The sequence below is a fragment of the Vibrio cyclitrophicus genome (assembly GCA_023206055.1).
Taxonomy (GTDB): domain Bacteria; phylum Pseudomonadota; class Gammaproteobacteria; order Enterobacterales; family Vibrionaceae; genus Vibrio; species Vibrio cyclitrophicus_A.
Window position 1 is genome coordinate 934,241 of record CP065366.1, and the last position, 16,935, is coordinate 951,175.

The window sequence follows — 16,935 nt, forward strand, 5'->3', positions numbered from 1 at the left end:
GATTTTATGCTTCTGCTGTAATGTTACTGGTGGCTTGAATGTCTACTTGGTCATAGCCGAGTAGCTCTACGAGCTCTTGTATTAACTGTTGCTCAACGTTTTCTAGTTCACTTGGTCCACCGAGTTGGCTTACCTGCGCCATTTCCATACCTTGGTAACCACATGGGTTAATACGTAGGAATGGAGACAGGTCCATATCGACGTTGAGTGCTAGCCCGTGGAACGAGCAGCCACGTCGAATACGTAACCCGAGTGAACAGATTTTCTTGCCATCGACATAAACACCAGGAGCGTCAGGTCGGGCAGCTGAATCTATATTGTAAGCTTTCAGAGTATTGATTACGAGGTTCTCGATATGAGTAACCAAATCACGCACTCCGAATTTCTTGCGGCGGATGTTAATCAGAAAGTAAGCCACTAATTGGCCTGGGCCGTGGTAAGTCACTTGGCCACCGCGATCGCTTTGTATTACAGGGATATCACCGGCATTTAATACATGCTCAGCTTTGCCTGCTTGTCCTTGAGTGAAGACAGGGTTGTGTTCAACCAACCAAACTTGGTCTACGTCTTCTTCTGTGCGTTCGTCTGTGAACTTATGCATGGCTTTCCACACAGGTTCGTAATCCTGACGGCCTAATTTTTTTACGATTAGCTTATTTTGCAAAGCTGCACTCCCCCAAGGATTAATAAAGTGAACGCATTATAAACGCGAAACATGATTCTAACTACAGACTGACTGCAAGGTTTTTCAACTTTCTTTGTATTTATTGAAAATTAAGTTGAATGATTTTGAGTCCGATAGGGTGCTTTAAACAAAAACAGCGGCAATAAGCCGCTGTTTTTCATGTGTAATCGGAGATTACAGAACCATACGAACGATTTCGATCTCGCCCAGTTCTTTGTATAGAGTTTCTACCTGCTCAATTGACGTCGCAGTAATATTGATAGAAACAGAGTGGTAGTTGCCTTTCGCACTCGGTTTTAGCGTTGGGCTGTAGTCACCAGGAGCATGACGCTGGATCACTTCCAGTACTAGCTCAGTCAGTTCTGGCTTAGCGTAACCCATGACTTTGTAAGTGAATGAACAAGGGAACTCTAAGAGGTCTTTTAGTTTTGCATCAGAATTGATGTTCATGATTAGCTCCAAAAGGCTAGACTCTCGCAAATTGGCGAAATGTCGATAAAAAGCGTGTTCGGTCAACAGACACGAGTAATAAGGCGGAATATTACGTGTAAATATCATCGAACTCAAGATCAACAAAAGCCGCACATGGCGGCTTTTGTTTCGTTAATGAGTAAATAGGTAATTTACTCATTAGGTTAGCTAGACAAGAAGTTTGTGTATTGCTTAGAACAAACCTTTAACTCGTTTAGAATAAACCTTTGAATAGCAGTACTAGGTAGTCCCATAGACGGCTAAATAGACTGCCTTGGTCTACATCTTCAAGTGCAAGTAGCGGGTATTCAGCAACGTCTTCACCATCAACTTGGTAGAATAGTTTACCAACCACATCGCCTTTGCTGATTGGCGCTTCTAGCTCTTTCTCGAGAACGAAGCTTGCCTTCAGGTTCTTAGCTTGACCACGAGGTAGGGTAACGAAAGTATCTTCATCGACACCTAGTGCCACTGTGTCCTTGCTACCCATCCAGATCTTCTCTTCTACGAAGGTTTCACCGGCTGTGTGAGGTGCCACTGTTTCAAAGAAGCGGAAGCCGTAGCTAAGCAGTTTTTTGCTTTCTGTTTTACGAGCATTCGCATTCTTGGTGCCCATAACAACGGCGACTAGGCGCATTTTGCCTTCTGTCGCTGAGCTTACTAGGCTGTAACCTGCATTGCTTGTGTGGCCCGTTTTGATGCCATCAACGTTCATGCTCTTATCCCATAACAGACCATTACGGTTGTATTGGGTGATGCCGTTGTAAGTGAATTTCTTCTGTGAGTAGATACGGTATTCATCAGGAACATCACGAATTAGCGCCTGACCAAGCAGTGCCATATCGTAAGGCGTTGAGTATAGGTTCGGGTTGTCTAGACCGTGCACGTTAGCAAAGTGCGTGTCTTTCATGCCGATAGAGCTTGCCCAAGCGTTCATTAGGTCAACGAATGCATCTTCGGAACCAGCGATGTGTTCAGCCATAGCAACACATGCATCGTTACCTGATTGAATGATGATACCGCGGTTCAGTTCTTCAACTTTAACCGTAGTGCCAACTTCAACGAACATCTTAGATGAATCTGGGAAGTTTTTAGCCCAAGCATTTTCACTGATGACAACATCGTCGTTTAGGTTGATGTTGCCACGTTCGAGCTCTTGGCCGATTACGTAGCTCGTCATCATCTTGGTTAAACTTGCTGGAGAAAGCTGGGTATTCATCTCTTTCTCTGCTAGTACTTTGCCTGAATGGTAATCCATCAGAACAAAACCTTTAGCGGCGATTTGAGGTGCATCAGGAACAACAATAGGAGCGGCGAATGACGATGTAGCTATCGTTGCAGAAAGAGCAACAGAAGTAGCAAAAATCGATTTAACAAGTTTATTAGATTTAATCATTTTGGGTGCAATTATTTGGTGAACTATTCATATATTAACAGAATCACTCTGTCACACCAGAGCGCTGATTACCAGAAGTAACTGTTAGATTAATTAGCGAGTTAGGGTGTGTTTTTTTATATAAGCTGACGGGTAACCCATTAGCTTAACTTGTTCTAATTTTTCTTGAGTCAGAGCATAGTCATGAAATGGCCCAACCATCAGACGGTAGTTGTCATCATTTGGCTGCAAGAACGTTGCTACTTCTAGCTTTTCGCTTATATCTTTGGCCAACTTCTCTGTTCTATCTTCATGTGGAGATGTGGCAACTTGGATAATAAATTGCGGCAAAGCTGCCTTTTTCTTAGCATCAGTTGGCATAGCTACAGTAATGACTTCAATCTCAACATTTGCTGTGCCGGTTCTCAACACATCGAGCTTGTAAGCTGCGGCATAACTAAGGTCAATGATTCGACCTTCATGGAATGGGCCACGGTCATTAATACGAACAATCGTGGTTTTGTTATTGTCGTTATTCGTCACTTTTACATAGCTTGGAATTGGCAATGTTTTGTGCGCCGCAGACATCGAATACATGTCGTAGATCTCGCCGTTAGACGTTAAGTGACCATGGAATTTCTTACCGTACCAAGAGGCTTTGCCTTTCTCAGTAAACCCTTCGGTTTTTGTTACGATCTTGTAGTCTTCACCACGCAGAGTGTAATCCGTGTTACCACCTAAACTATAAGGTTCATACTGAGGGTGAGCATCCTCGAGATGCTCTACCGAGATCGGTGCGTCTGGTGCAATATCTGAATCAATATCGTAGCGGCCTGTTGGCTGTTTTGAAGAACAGCCATTGATTAAAATCGCTAACCCTAAGATAGAGACTATTTTTTTGATTGGCAGCTCATCAACCAAGGATGCTTTTTTTTTAAACGTTGTAATAGACATCGATTAGGTCGCCTTTGAGAATGCTTTTCTGTGTGTATGGATCGACATTAAAATACCAAAGCCAGCCATAAGAGTAACCATTGAAGTACCGCCATAACTGACTAGAGGAAGAGGAACACCTACAACCGGTAGAATGCCACTTACCATGCCAATGTTTACAAAAATATAAACGAAGAAGCTCAGTACAATACTGCCGCCCATCATTCGACCGAATGCGGTTTGAGCTTGGCTTGCAAGCACTAGGCCGCGTCCAATAATAAACAGGTAGATAGCAAGCAAGAACAATATACCAATCATCCCCCATTCTTCGGCAATTACCGCAAAAATGAAGTCGGTATGACGCTCTGGGATGAACTCCAGTTGAGATTGAGTGCCTTGTAGCCAACCTTTTCCTGATATACCACCCGAACCTATCGCAATCTTACTTTGGATGATGTGGTAACCCGCACCTAATGGATCTGATTCAGGATCAAAAAGGGTTCTAACACGTACCTTTTGATATTCACGCATCAAGAAAAACCATAGGATTGGGATAAATGCCCCTAACGCGATTGCAGCGCTAGCAATGATTTTCCAACTGATACCTGCCAGGAATATCACGAAGATACCGGATGCTGCGATAAGGATAGATGTACCTAGGTCGGGTTGCTTTGCGATTAGAATCGTCGGTACAAATACCATCACTAGCGAGATCGCTAATGTTTGGAAGGTGGGCGGAAGTGAGCGCTTACCGATAAACCTTGCTAGCATCAAAGGCACCGCCAGCTTTAACAACTCTGATGGTTGGAATCGAACAAAGCCGAAGTTTAACCAACGCTGTGCACCTTTAGAGGCTTCACCAAAGAACAACACGCCTAATAGTAAGATGACACCACCTGCAAATAGCAGTGGTGCCAAGGTCTCATAAGTGCGAGGTGAGATTTGCGCTAGCAAGATCATCACACCTAAAGACAGAACCATACGCATCGCCTGGCGATCCATCATCGCAAGGCTTTGTCCGCTTGCGCTATACATGATCAGTAGGGCAAAACCCATTAAAACCAGAATGCCAAGCAATAGCGGCAAGTCGATATGCAGCCTTTCGAATAGGGCTCTATTTCGTCCAGTTGAAGGATCAAGTTTCATTATTTAATTGGCTCACTTTGATAATCTTCTGCAAGGATAATATGATCTAAAATCCGTCTTACTACTGGGCCGCCGTTAGAAGAACCGCCACCTGCGTTCTCTAGAACGATAGTCACGACGGCTTCAGGATCTTCAAAAGGCGCGTAACCCGTAAAGAGGGCGTGATCGCGCAAGTGCTCTGCGATTTCATCCGCGTTGTACTCTTCATCTTCTTTTAAGCCGAACACCTGCGCGGTACCCGATTTACCAGCGGTTTGGTAAGACATCTTCTGGAATGAACGTCTTGCGGTGCCTTTCTTACCGTGGTTAGCCAGCCTCATACCTTCCTGAGCGATATCCCAATACTTTTGCTTAACCCCGGTTAGCGGTGGGTAGGTTTCAATGTCCGACATGATTTGTTCATCAAATGGACGGCCGTTATCAATGGTTGAACGAAGTAGGTGAGGTGCTGTTACTTCTCCTTCATTGACCAAAACTGATGTGGCTTTTGCAATCTGCATTGGTGTTGCAGTCCAGTAGCCTTGGCCAATACCAACCGGGATGGTGTCACCTTGGTACCAAGGCACACGGTGTCTTGCCATTTTCCAATCACGAGTTGGCATATTGGCTTTACTTTCTTCATAAATATCGATGCCGGTATAATCACCAAATCCAAACATCATCATCCATTTGGATATGCGATCAATACCAAGGTCATAAGCAATTTGGTAAAAGAAAGTATCCACTGACTCTTCTATCGCTTTCTCTATATCAACGACACCGTGTCCCCAGCGCAACCAGTCACGAAATGGTCTTGTTTTGGAATTAGGGATCTTCCAATAACCTGGGTCATTACGCGTTGTATTGGGTGTAATCACACCTTCTTGCAGAGCCGCAACAGCAATGAATGGCTTGATCGTCGATGCTGGTGGATAAATACCTAGTGTTGCACGGTTAACCAAAGGGCGGTCTTTGTCTTGAAGTAGCGCGTTATAACCTTTAGACGAAATACCATGTACGAACGCATTTGGGTCGTAGCTTGGGCTAGATACCATAGCTAACACGCCATTGTCTTTCGGGTCGAGAACGATAGCTGAACCACGGCGACCATCAAGTAACTTATGTACGTATAGTTGTAGCTTGATATCTAAGTTGAGCACGATATCTTTACCCGGAACCGACGGTACAAACTTAAGGGTACGGATCACTCGCCCACGGCTGTTAACTTCGACTTCTTGATAGCCAGCGGTACCGTGAAGCATGTCTTCGTAGTAGCGCTCAATACCAAGTTTACCGATGTCGCGAGTGGCTTGGTAATTTGCGTCTTTCTCTTCTCGTACTAAGCGCTGCATATCACGGTCATTGATGCGCGATACGTAGCCAATCACGTGAGTTAACACATCACCATAAGGGTAGAAACGTTTTAGCGTACCTGTAACTTCCACACCTGGGAAGTTATGCTGATTTACAGAGAAGATCGCAACTTGTTCTTCGGTAAGCTGATTCAAAATAGGTACTGACTTGAAGCGTCGTGCATTGCGACGATCACGATCAAATCGTTCAATACGCTCTGGCGGGATCTCGATTAATTCTTGTAGACGGACGAGCGTGTCATCCATATCTTTGATTTTTTCTGGCGTGATTTCTAGGTTGAAAACCGGACGATTTTCGGCAAGTAGTACACCATTACGATCGTAAATTAAACCACGGTTAGGGGCGATTGGAACGACCTTGATGCGGTTATCGTTAGAGCGGGTTTTATAGTCTTGATATTGATTGACCTGAATGTTGTACAGGTTAACAACCAACATCGATATCATGACTATGATCCCCGCAAACGCAACAAAAGCACGATTAGTAAATAGTCGTGCTTCTGCTTTGTAATCACGGATTTGGCTACGTTTACGTAACATTAACGCTTATTCTCGATGATAAGGGTGGTTAGCAGTGATGCTCCAAGCTCGATACAAGCTTTCAGCCATGATAACGCGTACTAATGGGTGAGGGAGAGTAAGCGCAGACAGAGACCAACTTTGGTCTGCAGCCGCTTTACATGCAGGTGCTAATCCTTCAGGCCCGCCGATAAGGATAGAAACGTCGCGTCCATCCAATTTCCAACTTTCCAATTGCTCTGCCAGTTGTGGGGTGTCCCACTTTTTACCTGGGATATCGAGCGTGACAATGCGGTTGCCTTTTGGAACCGCGGCCAACATTGCTTCGCCTTCTTTTTGAAGAATGCGTGCAATATCCGCATTTTTACCGCGCTTTCCCGCAGTGATTTCAATGAGCTCTAATGGCATATCATGAGGGAAGCGGCGTTTATATTCTTTAAAGCCTTCTTCAACCCACTTCGGCATTTTTGTGCCAACTGCGATTAATTGGATCTTCAAAGCTTAGCCCCAAAGTTTTTCTAGTTGGTACAGTTCACGGTGTTCTTCTTGCATAACGTGTAGCATGCTTGTGCCCATATCTAGAACAACCCATTCACCTTCTTGCTGGCCGTCCATGCCTAGTGGCTGCATACCTGCTTTACGTACTTCATCAGCAACATGCTGTGCAATAGAAGCAACATGGCGCTTAGAGGTGCCAGTACAAACAATCATGTAATCAGTAACACTTGATTTGCCTTCAACATCGATGGTCACAATCGATTCTGCTTTCATGTCGTCGGCTTTGTCTGCAAGAAAATCTTTTAGTTCTTCACGTAACACGGGGTGTTCCTTTAATCTGAATTTAGCTTTTTAGGGGCTGTTGACCCTAGAATATACCACGCTTTTATGCGTGAAATGGTATTGAAGCTGAAGGGATACAAAACTCTACGCTTAACTGATGAATTAGTGGCCAAGGCGACTGCTCATATTGAGTTTTTGTCATCAATTCAGCTTGCGTGAGCAACGCGAACAAAGAGTGTAATTGAGAAATCGAAACTCTTGTTAGCGCGGCGTTATAAAGAGGTTTTTTAGATTGCCAGATACGGTGTTTGTCGAAGACCTGACCAATCGGCATCTGTTTCATTTGTTGCTGCATTTGTAATAGCAGAGCAAGCTCACGTTGTATGCTACGTAATAAAATGACGGGTTCGACGCCTTCAGCTTCTAGCTGACGCAGGATTCGTTGTGCTCGGTTACCTTTGCCTGCTAATAGCGCATCACTCCAATGGAATGGAGTAAAATGGTTGTGTCGACTCAGCGATTCTTCTAAGCGCACTAACGTAAGCTTTCCGTCTGGATATTGAAGTGCCAGTTTTTCTAAGCTTTGTGTTAGAGCAAACAGATTACCCTCATGCCATTGCGCCAGCATTTGAATCGCCTCAGGATCTGGCGTTAAACCGATTTGACGGCAGCGTGCTTGGACAAACTGAGGCAATCGGCTGACATCTGGTGTTAGGCAACTGACCCAGTGACCCTGATTCGAAAGTGCCTTAAACCACTTAGCGCTTTCTTGAGCTTTAGTGAGCTTAGTGCCCACCAAGATCAACAATATATCACTGTGGATATGCTCGGAGATTGCGAGTAGCTCTTTTGCTATTGCGGCATTGACGCCTGACTCTGGCAGCTCAAGTTCGATGACCTGGCGGCTAGAGAATAGGCTCAGTGCTTGAGTGCAGTCGTAGACCTGGTTCCAGTCGAGGCTGCTATCAATCGCAAAGCGGTGACGTTCTTCAAAACCTTGTTGTTTTGCAGCCTTTTGAATCGCTTCTCGGCTTTCTTGCAGCAGTAGAGGTTCGTTACCAAAAATTAGGTAAACATTACTCAACTGTTTAGCCAGTTGCTCAGATAAACGATCAGCAAAAATACGCATTAATTAAACCTATTGCTCGACAGTTACATTAGGCTCAGCATCAGGTGTTGTACTGGCGTCGATCTCAACGTCTTCAATTTCGATGTTCTTGATGTTGTACTGTTTCTCAAGCTCTTTTACTTGTACGTTTTCCAAAGCATCAAGATCCATGCTGCCTGCTGCAATGTTTGCTTTCAATCGAGCCATTTGACGAAGGATTTGGCTTGACGCAAGCTTACGCATTTCATCTTCAATCATGTCTCGCTCAACCGATTTTGCTAATGCGGTTAACGGATTGTCTAGGTAGCTACGGGTTACGCTCGTTGAGAATGTCTTTGAGCCTAATTCAGGAATCGTGACGCGGTATGATGCGTTGAGTGTCAGTTCTTTTTCCGCTGCACGAGTATTCTGGTAAAGGGATAGAGTTCGCTCACTAACGCTTTCGCTAATAATATGCAAATTAGGGGTGTTTTCTGTAGGCGATACGATTTCTACATCATTCATACGCAGTTGAGCTTTCATCATACGTGTAAAGGTACTGTATTGGTCGTAACTGGTTACGGAGATCTTGTTGAGTTCTTCTGGGACGGAGTAATCACCACGTAGGTGGAAACCACAGGCACTTAATAGGCTAACGATTAAAACAACAACAGTAACTTTCAATGAAGATAGTGAAATCAGGCGCATTATTTGATGGCTCTCATGAAGGTAGAATACTTATTTAAAGGCTTTAATTCGTTTGAGTGGTTAGGCTCAAGTCTAAAGCGCTTAAATAAGTAGACAGGGCAATTAGCTACCCTGTCTACAGACTGCTTTTGATGAATTAAGTTCGTTAATTCTTTAGCAATTGCATTGTGCTAACGAAATTAGTTAGCAACGATGTTTAGAAGCTTGCCTGGTACGAAGATAACTTTACGGATAGTTAAGCCATCTAGGAACTTCTTAGCGTTCTCATCGTTTAGACCAAGTTCACGAACTTGCTCTTCTGTCGCGTCAGCAGCAACCGTTAGTTTCGCTCGTAGCTTACCGTTGATCATTACAACGATAGTCTTTTCGTCTTCAACTAGCGCTTTCTCATCGAAAGTTGGCCATGTTGCTGAGTCTACGTTTGATTCACCAAGTGCAATCCACATTTCATAAGAGATGTGTGGAGTCATTGGGTAAAGCATACGAACCACTGCTTTTAGCGCTTCATCAAGAATTGCACGATCTTGTACCGATTCTTGAGGTGCTTTCGCTAGCTTGTTCATCAGCTCCATAATCGCAGCGATGGCAGTGTTGAATGTTTGGCGGCGGCCGATATCGTCCGTTACTTTCGCGATAGTCTTGTGGATATCACGACGAAGTGCTTTCTGGTCGCCAGATAGCGCAGAAGCATCAACAGCTTCAGCGGCACCTTTAGAAGAGTGAGCGTGAACCAATTTCCAAACACGTTTAAGGAAGCGGTTTGCGCCTTCAACGCCAGACTCTTGCCACTCAAGTGTCATGTCTGCAGGAGAAGCAAACATCATGAATAGACGTACTGTATCAGCGCCGTACTTGTCTACCATCTCTTGTGGGTCGATACCGTTGTTCTTAGACTTAGACATCTTGATCATGCCTGAGTGCTCAACTTCGCGGCCTTGATCGTCGACTGCTTTTTCGATGCGACCTTTCGCGTCACGGTCGATAGTCACGTCAGTTGGAGCAATCCATTCCTTCGTGCCTTTCTCGTTCGTGTGGTAGAACGCATCAGCGAGAACCATACCTTGACATAGAAGTTGTTTGAACGGTTCATCAGATGTCACGTAACCCGCATCACGAAGAAGCTTGTGGAAGAAACGAGAGTAAAGCAGGTGCATACATGCGTGCTCGATACCACCAACGTATTGGTCAACTGGTAGCCAGTAGTTTGCTTTCTCTGGATCTAGAATGTCGTCAGCTTGTGGTGAGCAGTAACGTGCGTAGTACCATGAAGATTCCATGAACGTATCGAACGTATCAGTTTCACGTAGAGCTGGTTCGCCATTGAACGTTGTTTCAGCCCAAGACTTGTCTGCCTTGATTGGGCTAGTCACGCCATCCATTACTACATCTTCAGGAAGAATAACGGGCAGTTGGTCTGCTGGTACTGGGTGAACTTCACCGTCTTCAGTGGTTACCATTGGGATTGGAGCACCCCAGTAACGCTGACGAGATACACCCCAGTCACGTAGGCGGAAGTTTACTGTTTTCTTACCTTTGCCTTCGGCTTCAAGCTTCGCAGCAATTGCATCGAATGCTTCTTGGAACGCAAGACCATCGAATTCACCAGAGTCGAACAGTACACCTTTTTCAGTGTAAGCCGCTTCAGAAACGTCTAGCTCAGAACCATCTTCAGGTTTGATTACTGGGATGATATCGATGCCGTACTTAGTTGCGAATTCGTAGTCACGTTGATCGTGAGCTGGAACTGCCATTACCGCACCTGTGCCGTAATCCATAAGCACGAAGTTAGCTACGTAAACAGGAACAACACGACCGTTAAGAGGGTGGATAGCCGTTAGGCCAGTATCCATACCTTTCTTTTCCATCGTTGCTAGTTCAGCTTCAGCAACTTTAGTGTTACGACACTCTTCAACGAATGCAGCAAGCTCAGGATTGTTTTGAGACGCTTTTTCTGCAAGAGGGTGACCAGCAGCGATACCTACGTAAGAAACACCCATTAGTGTGTCTGGACGAGTTGTATACACTTCTAGTGGTGCTTCTTCACCGTTAACAGCGAAAGATAGCTCAACACCTTCAGAACGACCGATCCAGTTGCGCTGCATGGTCTTAACCATTTCAGGCCAACCTTCAAGGTTGTCTAGATCGTCTAGTAGTTCTTGTGCGTACTCAGTGATTTTAATGAACCACTGTGGAATTTTCTTTTGTTCTACTGGAGTATCACAACGCCAGCAACAACCGTCTTCTACTTGCTCGTTTGCCAGTACAGTTTGGTCGTTTGGACACCAGTTCACAGAAGACGTCTTCTTGTAAACTAGGCCTTTCTCGTAAAGTTTAGTGAAGAACTCTTGTTCCCAACGGTAGTACTCGGGAGTACATGTTGCGAATTCACGGTTCCAATCGTAACCAAAGCCTAGAAGTTTAAGCTGATTCTTCATGTACTCAATGTTTTCGTAAGTCCATGGTGCAGGTGCTGTGTTGTTTTTAACAGCTGCGTTTTCTGCAGGTAGGCCGAATGCATCCCAACCAATTGGCTGCATTACGTTTTTGCCTTGTAGACGTTGGAAACGAGATACCACATCACCGATGGTGTAGTTACGCACGTGACCCATGTGCAGTCGGCCACTTGGGTAAGGGAACATAGAAAGACAGTAGAATTTTTCTTTGTTTGGGTCTTCACTTACAACGAAAGTCTCGCTGTTATCCCAGTGTTGTTGAACCTTTTGTTCAATCTCTTGCGGGTTATATTGTTCTTGCATCGATGGTATCCGGTTATCTTGGAATTTGTGAGTTCGGTTAGAACAGAATCTTACAGATCGTCATAGAATACCTAAAGGAGCTGAGTACAACAATAGTTATACCCTTCATACTTGCAGTTGCAGCACGGTTGATTACGTAAATTCAACCGAATTACTAAGGATAGCTATACTTAAGGGTATGAATTGCATTTGTTTGTTAGGCGCTAGTGGCTTAACCGTGTAACAGCTCATTCGGATAAAGGTTGGTAATCTTAAGGAGGTCGTTTATGCCGAAGAAAAAAGCGCTCTATGAAGAAGTGGTTGAAGAGGTCATCGAAACGCTGAAGCATAGTCCTGAAGAGCTCAACAACAAAATCGAAACGTCAGGTAAGTATGCGAAAGCAGCTAATGACATGACCAAAGATGAACTGTCATTGATTTCGGCTTATGTGAAGTCGGATTTAAAAGAGTTTTCCGAAAGTTATGAAGAGAGCAAAGGTGGTCCATTTTACTTAATGATCACAGATTCTATTTGGCAAGGGCTCTTGGATATCACTGATCGTACTAAGGTTGAATGGGTTGAACTGTTCCAAGACTTAGAACACCAAGGTTTGTATCAAGCGGATGAAGTTATTGGGCTCGGAACACTCGTCTGTGATGAGTGCGGACATCAAACTGAATACAACCACCCAACGACGATTATTCCGTGTATTAAATGTGGCTCGACAGGGTTTAGCCGTAAAGCGCTTAAGCCGTAAAACCTGAGCCATAGCGTCTTCAACTTTACACCGCAGCAATAAAAAAGGGTTGACCCAATCAGTCAACCCTCAAATCACTTTTCGTCGAATCTCGAATCTCGAATCTCGAATCTCGAATCTCGAATCTAGCTTCTTGGCTTTCTTATTATCCAACCAATGACCAAGCTGAGCATCGCCCAAATATACAGTGGCCAAGTACCTACTGTGTGATAAGGCGTTTGACCATCTGTTGAAATGAGTTCAGCTTTTAATACTGCCGTTTCAAACTGAGGCACTTGCTTGATGATGTTGCCTTTGTAATCGGTTACTGCTGTCACACCATTGTTGGTCGAGCGAATAACTGGCTTGCCAAGCTCTAGAGCACGCATCTGTGCGATTTCCATATGTTGCAATGGTCCAATCGAACGGCCGAACCACGCATCGTTAGAGAGCGTTAGAATAAAGTCAGTTTCATCCGTTACGTTTTGTCTAACTTGATTATTGAAGATGATCTCGTAACACAACGCAGGCGCTAGATGGCGACCATTTGCCACGATGTTGGGTTGAACAAAGTCGCCACGGCTAAATGATGACATTGGCAAGTCAAAGAAAGGTGCTAATGGGCGCAAGATATCTTCAAACGGAACAAACTCACCAAACGGTAACAGGTGGTGTTTATGGTAGCGTTCGTCTGGATCGTAGCTGTACTCACCGTATGGATTCACGCCGAGAGAAAGAACACTGTTGTAGTATTTCTTATCTTCAGACTGATTCAGCACACCGGTAATGATCGAGCTGTTGTTCATCTTCGCTGCGCTATCTAAGTTACGTAGGAAAGATGGGATCTCTACTTCGAATGCTGGAATAGCCGCTTCAGGCCAGATGATGATATCCGCTCCCCAGTTTTCTCTGCTTAGGTCGGTGTACTTCATCATGGTTGGCCAGCGATGACTCGGCAGCCATTTGCTGTCTTGATCGACGTTGCCTTGTATTAAGACGACTGACGTGGTTTTTTCAGGGTTCGGCGTGACCCAGTCGATGTTGCGAATACCAAAGCCTGCGCTAAATACGACAGCGGGAATGAGAGCGATGCTCCATGCCCGGTTAACAATCGCATAAGTGAATGCAGAGGCTGAAACAATGATCGCTAAAGTTACTAGCTCTACGCCGCCAATCGGTGCAAATGACCCCAATGGCGAATCGATTTGGCTGTAGCCCAACCATAGCCAAGGGAAGCCCGTCATTACCCAGCCACGCAGCCAATCACTGATTAACCACAATGCAGGAGCTGCAAGGAAAAAGCGGCTCAGATTATTGGCAGGGAAGAACTTGTTCAAACTCCAGGTAAATAGTCCAGAATAAACGGCTAGGTAGCCAACAAGCAATGCCATCAAAAATAGGTTGGCTGCCAGTGGCATGCCGCCAAAACCATCAATGCTGACGTATACCCAGCTGATACCTGTGGTGAATTGACCTAAACCCCATGCGTAGCCAATCCAAAGCGCACTTTTAGGAGAGCGGTTATGAATCAGTAACAGCAACAAAGCTGGGCTGAGAATAGCAAGAGGCCATATAGAGTATGGAGCGAATGAAAGGGTGGTTATAGCGCCAACAAAAACGGCCGCAAGCGGCCGTAATAGGCGATGAATAAATGTCTTAGTCATCTAATTTCTGTCATCTCTTTAGAGAGAAGTTGTTATTCTTCGATAGTTGGAAGAGGCTGTTCGTCAGGAATGGTTACCTGTAGCTGAATCACACGACGGTTATCGGCTGATGTTATTTTGAAATGGTAGTTTTCGATTTCTACAATTTCGCCACGAACCGGCAGGTGACCGAGTGCTGTCATAACCATGCCGCCTACCGTATCCACTTCATCGTCACTAAAGGCAGTGTTAAACGTATCGTTGAACTCTTCAATAGTGGTTAAAGCTTTTACAGAGAAGGTATGCTTGCTCAGCTTACGAATATCTAGCTCTTCTTCATCGTCGAACTCGTCTTCAATTTCACCAACGATTTCTTCGAGGATATCTTCAATGGTTACCAGGCCAGAAACACCGCCAAACTCATCGACAACGATAGACATGTGGTAGCGCTCTTCTTGGAACTCCTTAAGCAGGCGGTCAACACGCTTACTTTCAGGAACAACCACGACAGGGCGAATCACTTGTTCGATATCAAACGGGGCACTTTCTGAACCCAAATACTTAAGTAGGTCCTTCGCTAATAGAATGCCTTCAACATGGTCTTTATCTTCACTGATCACTGGGTAGCGAGAGTGTTGAGCATCAGTAATAAGCGCAATCAATGTATCTAAATCATCGGTGCGTTCAACTGTAACCATTTGAGAACGAGGCAGCATGATATCGCGTACTCGCATCTCTGAAATTTCCATAACACCTTCGAGCATGTCGCGAGTGTCGTGGTCAATTAGGTCATTAATTTCTGAGTCGCGGATTACATCTACGAGCTCTTGGCGGTCTTTTACCTCGCCTTGAAATAGTTGGCCTAGGCGTTCAAAGAAGGACTTTCTACTCGGACCTTCAGATTTTTTACTTCCCTCAGAAGTGGGGGGGTTACCTTCGTTCATGATTTCTCAAAAAATAACGCTATCAGAAGTGTGATAGCACACATCACAACTCAGATTCCTGAAAATAACAGGTTCGATGAGTCGTTGTTTCTCTGCAAACTACTTACCTAGAATCAATTTACTTTTCTAGAATATAAGGGTCTTCAAACCCCATAGCTTGCATGATTTCTGTCTCGAGTGACTCCATCTCTTCAGCTTCATCATCTTCGATATGATCATAACCTAGCAGATGCAGACTGCCATGTACAACCATATGAGCCCAGTGTGCTAGCAGAGGCTTATTTTGCTCTTCTGCTTCTTTTTCGACAACTTGACGGCAAATAATGAGGTCACCCAGAAGATCTAATTCGATCCCTGGAGGAGCTTCGAATGGGAAAGACAGCACGTTAGTTGGCTTATCTTTACCACGGTATTCATGATTGAGCTGGTGGCTCTCTTCCGTATCAACGATACGAACCGTCAACTCGGCGTTCTCTTGAAACTGAGGAATTGTCTTGTCTAACCAAAGCTGAATATCTTGCTCGGTTGGAAGACCTTGCTCATTTTCGACCGCAATTTGCAGGTCTAGTTCAATAGACATCTATTTATCACCTTGTTCTGTAATCTCAGAACTATTTTGTGTTGCTAATTGTGTCGTAACTGTTTGCTGAGCCTCAAGAAGTTTGGCTTCGCGTTCTTCACGTTTACGCTTCTCAAACTCTTTACGCTCTTTCTGGTCTTTTGCTTCCCATTTCTCGTAGGCATTAACGATACGAGCAACAACAGGGTGACGAACCACATCTTCAGACATGAAGAAGTTAAAGCTGATGTCATCGACTTCGCTCAGTACTTCCGTTGCATGACGTAGACCAGATTTCGCGCCACGAGGTAAATCGATTTGAGTAATGTCACCCGTGATAACTGCACGCGAATTGAAACCGATACGGGTTAAAAACATTTTCATCTGTTCAACAGTCGTGTTCTGGCTTTCATCAAGAATGATAAATGCATCATTCAGAGTACGGCCACGCATGTAAGCCAGTGGAGCGACTTCAATTACGTTACGTTCAATCAGCTTTTCAACACGCTCAAAGCCGAGCATCTCAAAAAGTGCATCGTAAAGTGGACGCAAATATGGGTCTACTTTTTGGCTTAAATCACCCGGTAGGAAACCAAGCTTCTCACCAGCTTCAACAGCAGGACGAGTCAGTAGGATTCGGCGAACCTCTTGGCGTTCAAGAGCATCAACTGCTGCAGCAACGGCTAAGTAGGTTTTACCTGTACCAGCAGGCCCAATACCAAAAGTGATGTCATGAGTGACCATGTTCATTAGGTATTGTGCTTGGTTTGGCGTTCGAGGTTTGATAACGCCCTTCTTCGTCTTAATGGTGACTTCTTTGCCGTAGTCAATTTCAGACTCGACGTGTTGCTCCAAAATGCCAGACTCAGTGACCGCTAAGTGCACTTGCTCTGGTTCAATATCGATAATGTTGCCTTTAACTGGAGCAGTTTCAACATAGAGGTGTTTGATGATGTCTAAAGCAGCAGCAGTAGTGTGAGGCTTACCAACGATGGTGAAGAAGTTGCTACGGTAATTAATCTCAACGCCAAGACGACGCTCAAGGTGCTTGACGTTGTCGTCAAATGGTCCGCATAAACTTGCCAAACGCTTGTTGTCTGCTGGCTCTAGATTTATCTCTAAGGTAACGATTTTATTGCTCAAATTAGCCTCTCATTTTGTGCCATTCTCTCTTAAATAAAAAAAAAAGAGCAAGAAGCCCGATTTAGACCGGGCTTCTGATGGTGATTCCCTATTTCTAAGATGGTCACTTAGTTAGGTA

16 protein-coding genes are annotated in these 16,935 nt (G+C 44.7%); 1 reads left to right on the plus strand and 15 read right to left on the minus strand.

The genetic code is table 11. The annotated features are described in order from the left end of the window. Window positions 1-4: 4 nt before the first annotated feature. The 11 genes from lipB to leuS all read right to left on the minus strand — a co-directional run bounded on the left by lipB (window position 5) and on the right by leuS (window position 11,812). Window positions 5-664 carry a lipoyl(octanoyl) transferase LipB gene (lipB, locus tag ITG09_04080; protein ID UPR52833.1) on the minus strand — a complete coding sequence of 220 codons (660 nt, stop codon included), beginning with the start codon at window positions 662-664 and terminating at the stop codon, window positions 5-7. A gap of 195 nt (window positions 665-859) precedes the next feature. Continuing rightward, the gene (locus ITG09_04085; protein UPR53585.1) at window positions 860-1,138 is read right to left on the minus strand and encodes a YbeD family protein; all 279 of its coding nucleotides are present in this window, start codon (window positions 1,136-1,138) and stop codon (window positions 860-862) included. Window positions 1,139-1,370: 232 nt separating this feature from the next. Next, window positions 1,371-2,552: a serine hydrolase gene (locus ITG09_04090; protein ID UPR52834.1), complete on the minus strand. Its 1,182-nt coding sequence runs from the start codon at window positions 2,550-2,552 to the stop codon at window positions 1,371-1,373. A gap of 93 nt (window positions 2,553-2,645) precedes the next feature. Next, window positions 2,646-3,485, minus strand: a complete 840-nt coding sequence (locus ITG09_04095) for a septal ring lytic transglycosylase RlpA family protein (protein UPR52835.1) — start codon at window positions 3,483-3,485, stop codon at window positions 2,646-2,648. 3 nt (window positions 3,486-3,488) lie between these two features. Further along, window positions 3,489-4,610 (minus strand): rod shape-determining protein RodA, encoded by a 1,122-nt coding sequence (rodA, locus tag ITG09_04100; GenBank protein ID UPR52836.1) that lies wholly within the window; start codon window positions 4,608-4,610, stop codon window positions 3,489-3,491. Further along, window positions 4,610-6,502 carry a penicillin-binding protein 2 gene (mrdA, locus tag ITG09_04105; GenBank protein ID UPR52837.1) on the minus strand — a complete coding sequence of 631 codons (1,893 nt, stop codon included), beginning with the start codon at window positions 6,500-6,502 and terminating at the stop codon, window positions 4,610-4,612. Before mrdA ends, rodA begins: the two co-directional genes overlap by 1 nt. Window positions 6,503-6,508: 6 nt before the next feature. Then, window positions 6,509-6,979: a 23S rRNA (pseudouridine(1915)-N(3))-methyltransferase RlmH gene (rlmH, locus tag ITG09_04110; GenBank protein UPR52838.1), complete on the minus strand. Its 471-nt coding sequence runs from the start codon at window positions 6,977-6,979 to the stop codon at window positions 6,509-6,511. A 3-nt stretch (window positions 6,980-6,982) separates the two neighbouring features. Beyond that, the gene (gene rsfS / locus ITG09_04115; protein UPR52839.1) at window positions 6,983-7,300 is read right to left on the minus strand and encodes a ribosome silencing factor; all 318 of its coding nucleotides are present in this window, start codon (window positions 7,298-7,300) and stop codon (window positions 6,983-6,985) included. A 64-nt stretch (window positions 7,301-7,364) separates the two neighbouring features. Further along, window positions 7,365-8,390, minus strand: coding sequence for a DNA polymerase III subunit delta (holA, locus tag ITG09_04120; protein ID UPR52840.1), 1,026 nt, complete (start codon window positions 8,388-8,390; stop codon window positions 7,365-7,367). 9 nt (window positions 8,391-8,399) lie between these two features. Continuing rightward, window positions 8,400-9,056: a luciferase gene (locus ITG09_04125; GenBank protein ID UPR52841.1), complete on the minus strand. Its 657-nt coding sequence runs from the start codon at window positions 9,054-9,056 to the stop codon at window positions 8,400-8,402. Window positions 9,057-9,235: 179 nt separating this feature from the next. Beyond that, on the minus strand, window positions 9,236-11,812 hold the full coding sequence (gene leuS / locus ITG09_04130; protein ID UPR52842.1) for a leucine--tRNA ligase: 2,577 nt from the start codon (window positions 11,810-11,812) through the stop codon (window positions 9,236-9,238). A gap of 266 nt (window positions 11,813-12,078) precedes the next feature. Here leuS and ITG09_04135 point away from each other — a divergent pair, with 266 nt between their 5' ends. After that, entirely contained in the window at window positions 12,079-12,549 is a 471-nt protein-coding gene (locus ITG09_04135) for a zinc ribbon-containing protein (protein UPR52843.1), read from the plus strand. A 125-nt stretch (window positions 12,550-12,674) separates the two neighbouring features. Here the strand turns inward: ITG09_04135 and lnt are convergent, their stop codons facing one another. The 4 genes from lnt to ITG09_04155 form a co-directional block, all read right to left on the minus strand. Continuing rightward, window positions 12,675-14,192, minus strand: a complete 1,518-nt coding sequence (gene lnt, locus ITG09_04140; GenBank protein UPR52844.1) for an apolipoprotein N-acyltransferase — start codon at window positions 14,190-14,192, stop codon at window positions 12,675-12,677. A gap of 32 nt (window positions 14,193-14,224) precedes the next feature. Continuing rightward, entirely contained in the window at window positions 14,225-15,115 is an 891-nt protein-coding gene (gene corC / locus ITG09_04145; protein UPR52845.1) for a CNNM family magnesium/cobalt transport protein CorC, read from the minus strand. Window positions 15,116-15,233: 118 nt separating this feature from the next. Then, window positions 15,234-15,695 (minus strand): rRNA maturation RNase YbeY, encoded by a 462-nt coding sequence (gene ybeY / locus ITG09_04150; GenBank protein ID UPR52846.1) that lies wholly within the window; start codon window positions 15,693-15,695, stop codon window positions 15,234-15,236. Beyond that, complete coding sequence (locus ITG09_04155; protein ID UPR52847.1) at window positions 15,696-16,817, minus strand: PhoH family protein; 1,122 nt, start codon at window positions 16,815-16,817, stop codon at window positions 15,696-15,698. It lies immediately after the preceding gene. Window positions 16,818-16,935 lie beyond the last annotated feature (118 nt).

Bases quoted from the DNA above. Each gene is read 5' to 3' on its own strand.
- ybeY (UPR52846.1), bottom strand. From the start codon at position 15,695: ATGTCTATTGAACTAGACCTGCAAATTGCGGTCGAAAATGAGCAAGGT.
- ITG09_04125 (UPR52841.1), bottom strand. From the start codon at position 9,056: ATGCGCCTGATTTCACTATCTTCATTGAAAGTTACTGTTGTTGTTTTA.
- ITG09_04090 (UPR52834.1), bottom strand. From the start codon at position 2,552: ATGATTAAATCTAATAAACTTGTTAAATCGATTTTTGCTACTTCTGTT.
- corC (UPR52845.1), bottom strand. From the start codon at position 15,115: ATGAACGAAGGTAACCCCCCCACTTCTGAGGGAAGTAAAAAATCTGAA.
- leuS (UPR52842.1), bottom strand. From the start codon at position 11,812: ATGCAAGAACAATATAACCCGCAAGAGATTGAACAAAAGGTTCAACAA.
- lnt (UPR52844.1), bottom strand. From the start codon at position 14,192: ATGACTAAGACATTTATTCATCGCCTATTACGGCCGCTTGCGGCCGTT.
- ITG09_04135 (UPR52843.1), top strand. From the start codon at position 12,079: ATGCCGAAGAAAAAAGCGCTCTATGAAGAAGTGGTTGAAGAGGTCATC.
- mrdA (UPR52837.1), bottom strand. From the start codon at position 6,502: ATGTTACGTAAACGTAGCCAAATCCGTGATTACAAAGCAGAAGCACGA.
- rodA (UPR52836.1), bottom strand. From the start codon at position 4,610: ATGAAACTTGATCCTTCAACTGGACGAAATAGAGCCCTATTCGAAAGG.
- holA (UPR52840.1), bottom strand. From the start codon at position 8,390: ATGCGTATTTTTGCTGATCGTTTATCTGAGCAACTGGCTAAACAGTTG.
- ITG09_04095 (UPR52835.1), bottom strand. From the start codon at position 3,485: ATGTCTATTACAACGTTTAAAAAAAAAGCATCCTTGGTTGATGAGCTG.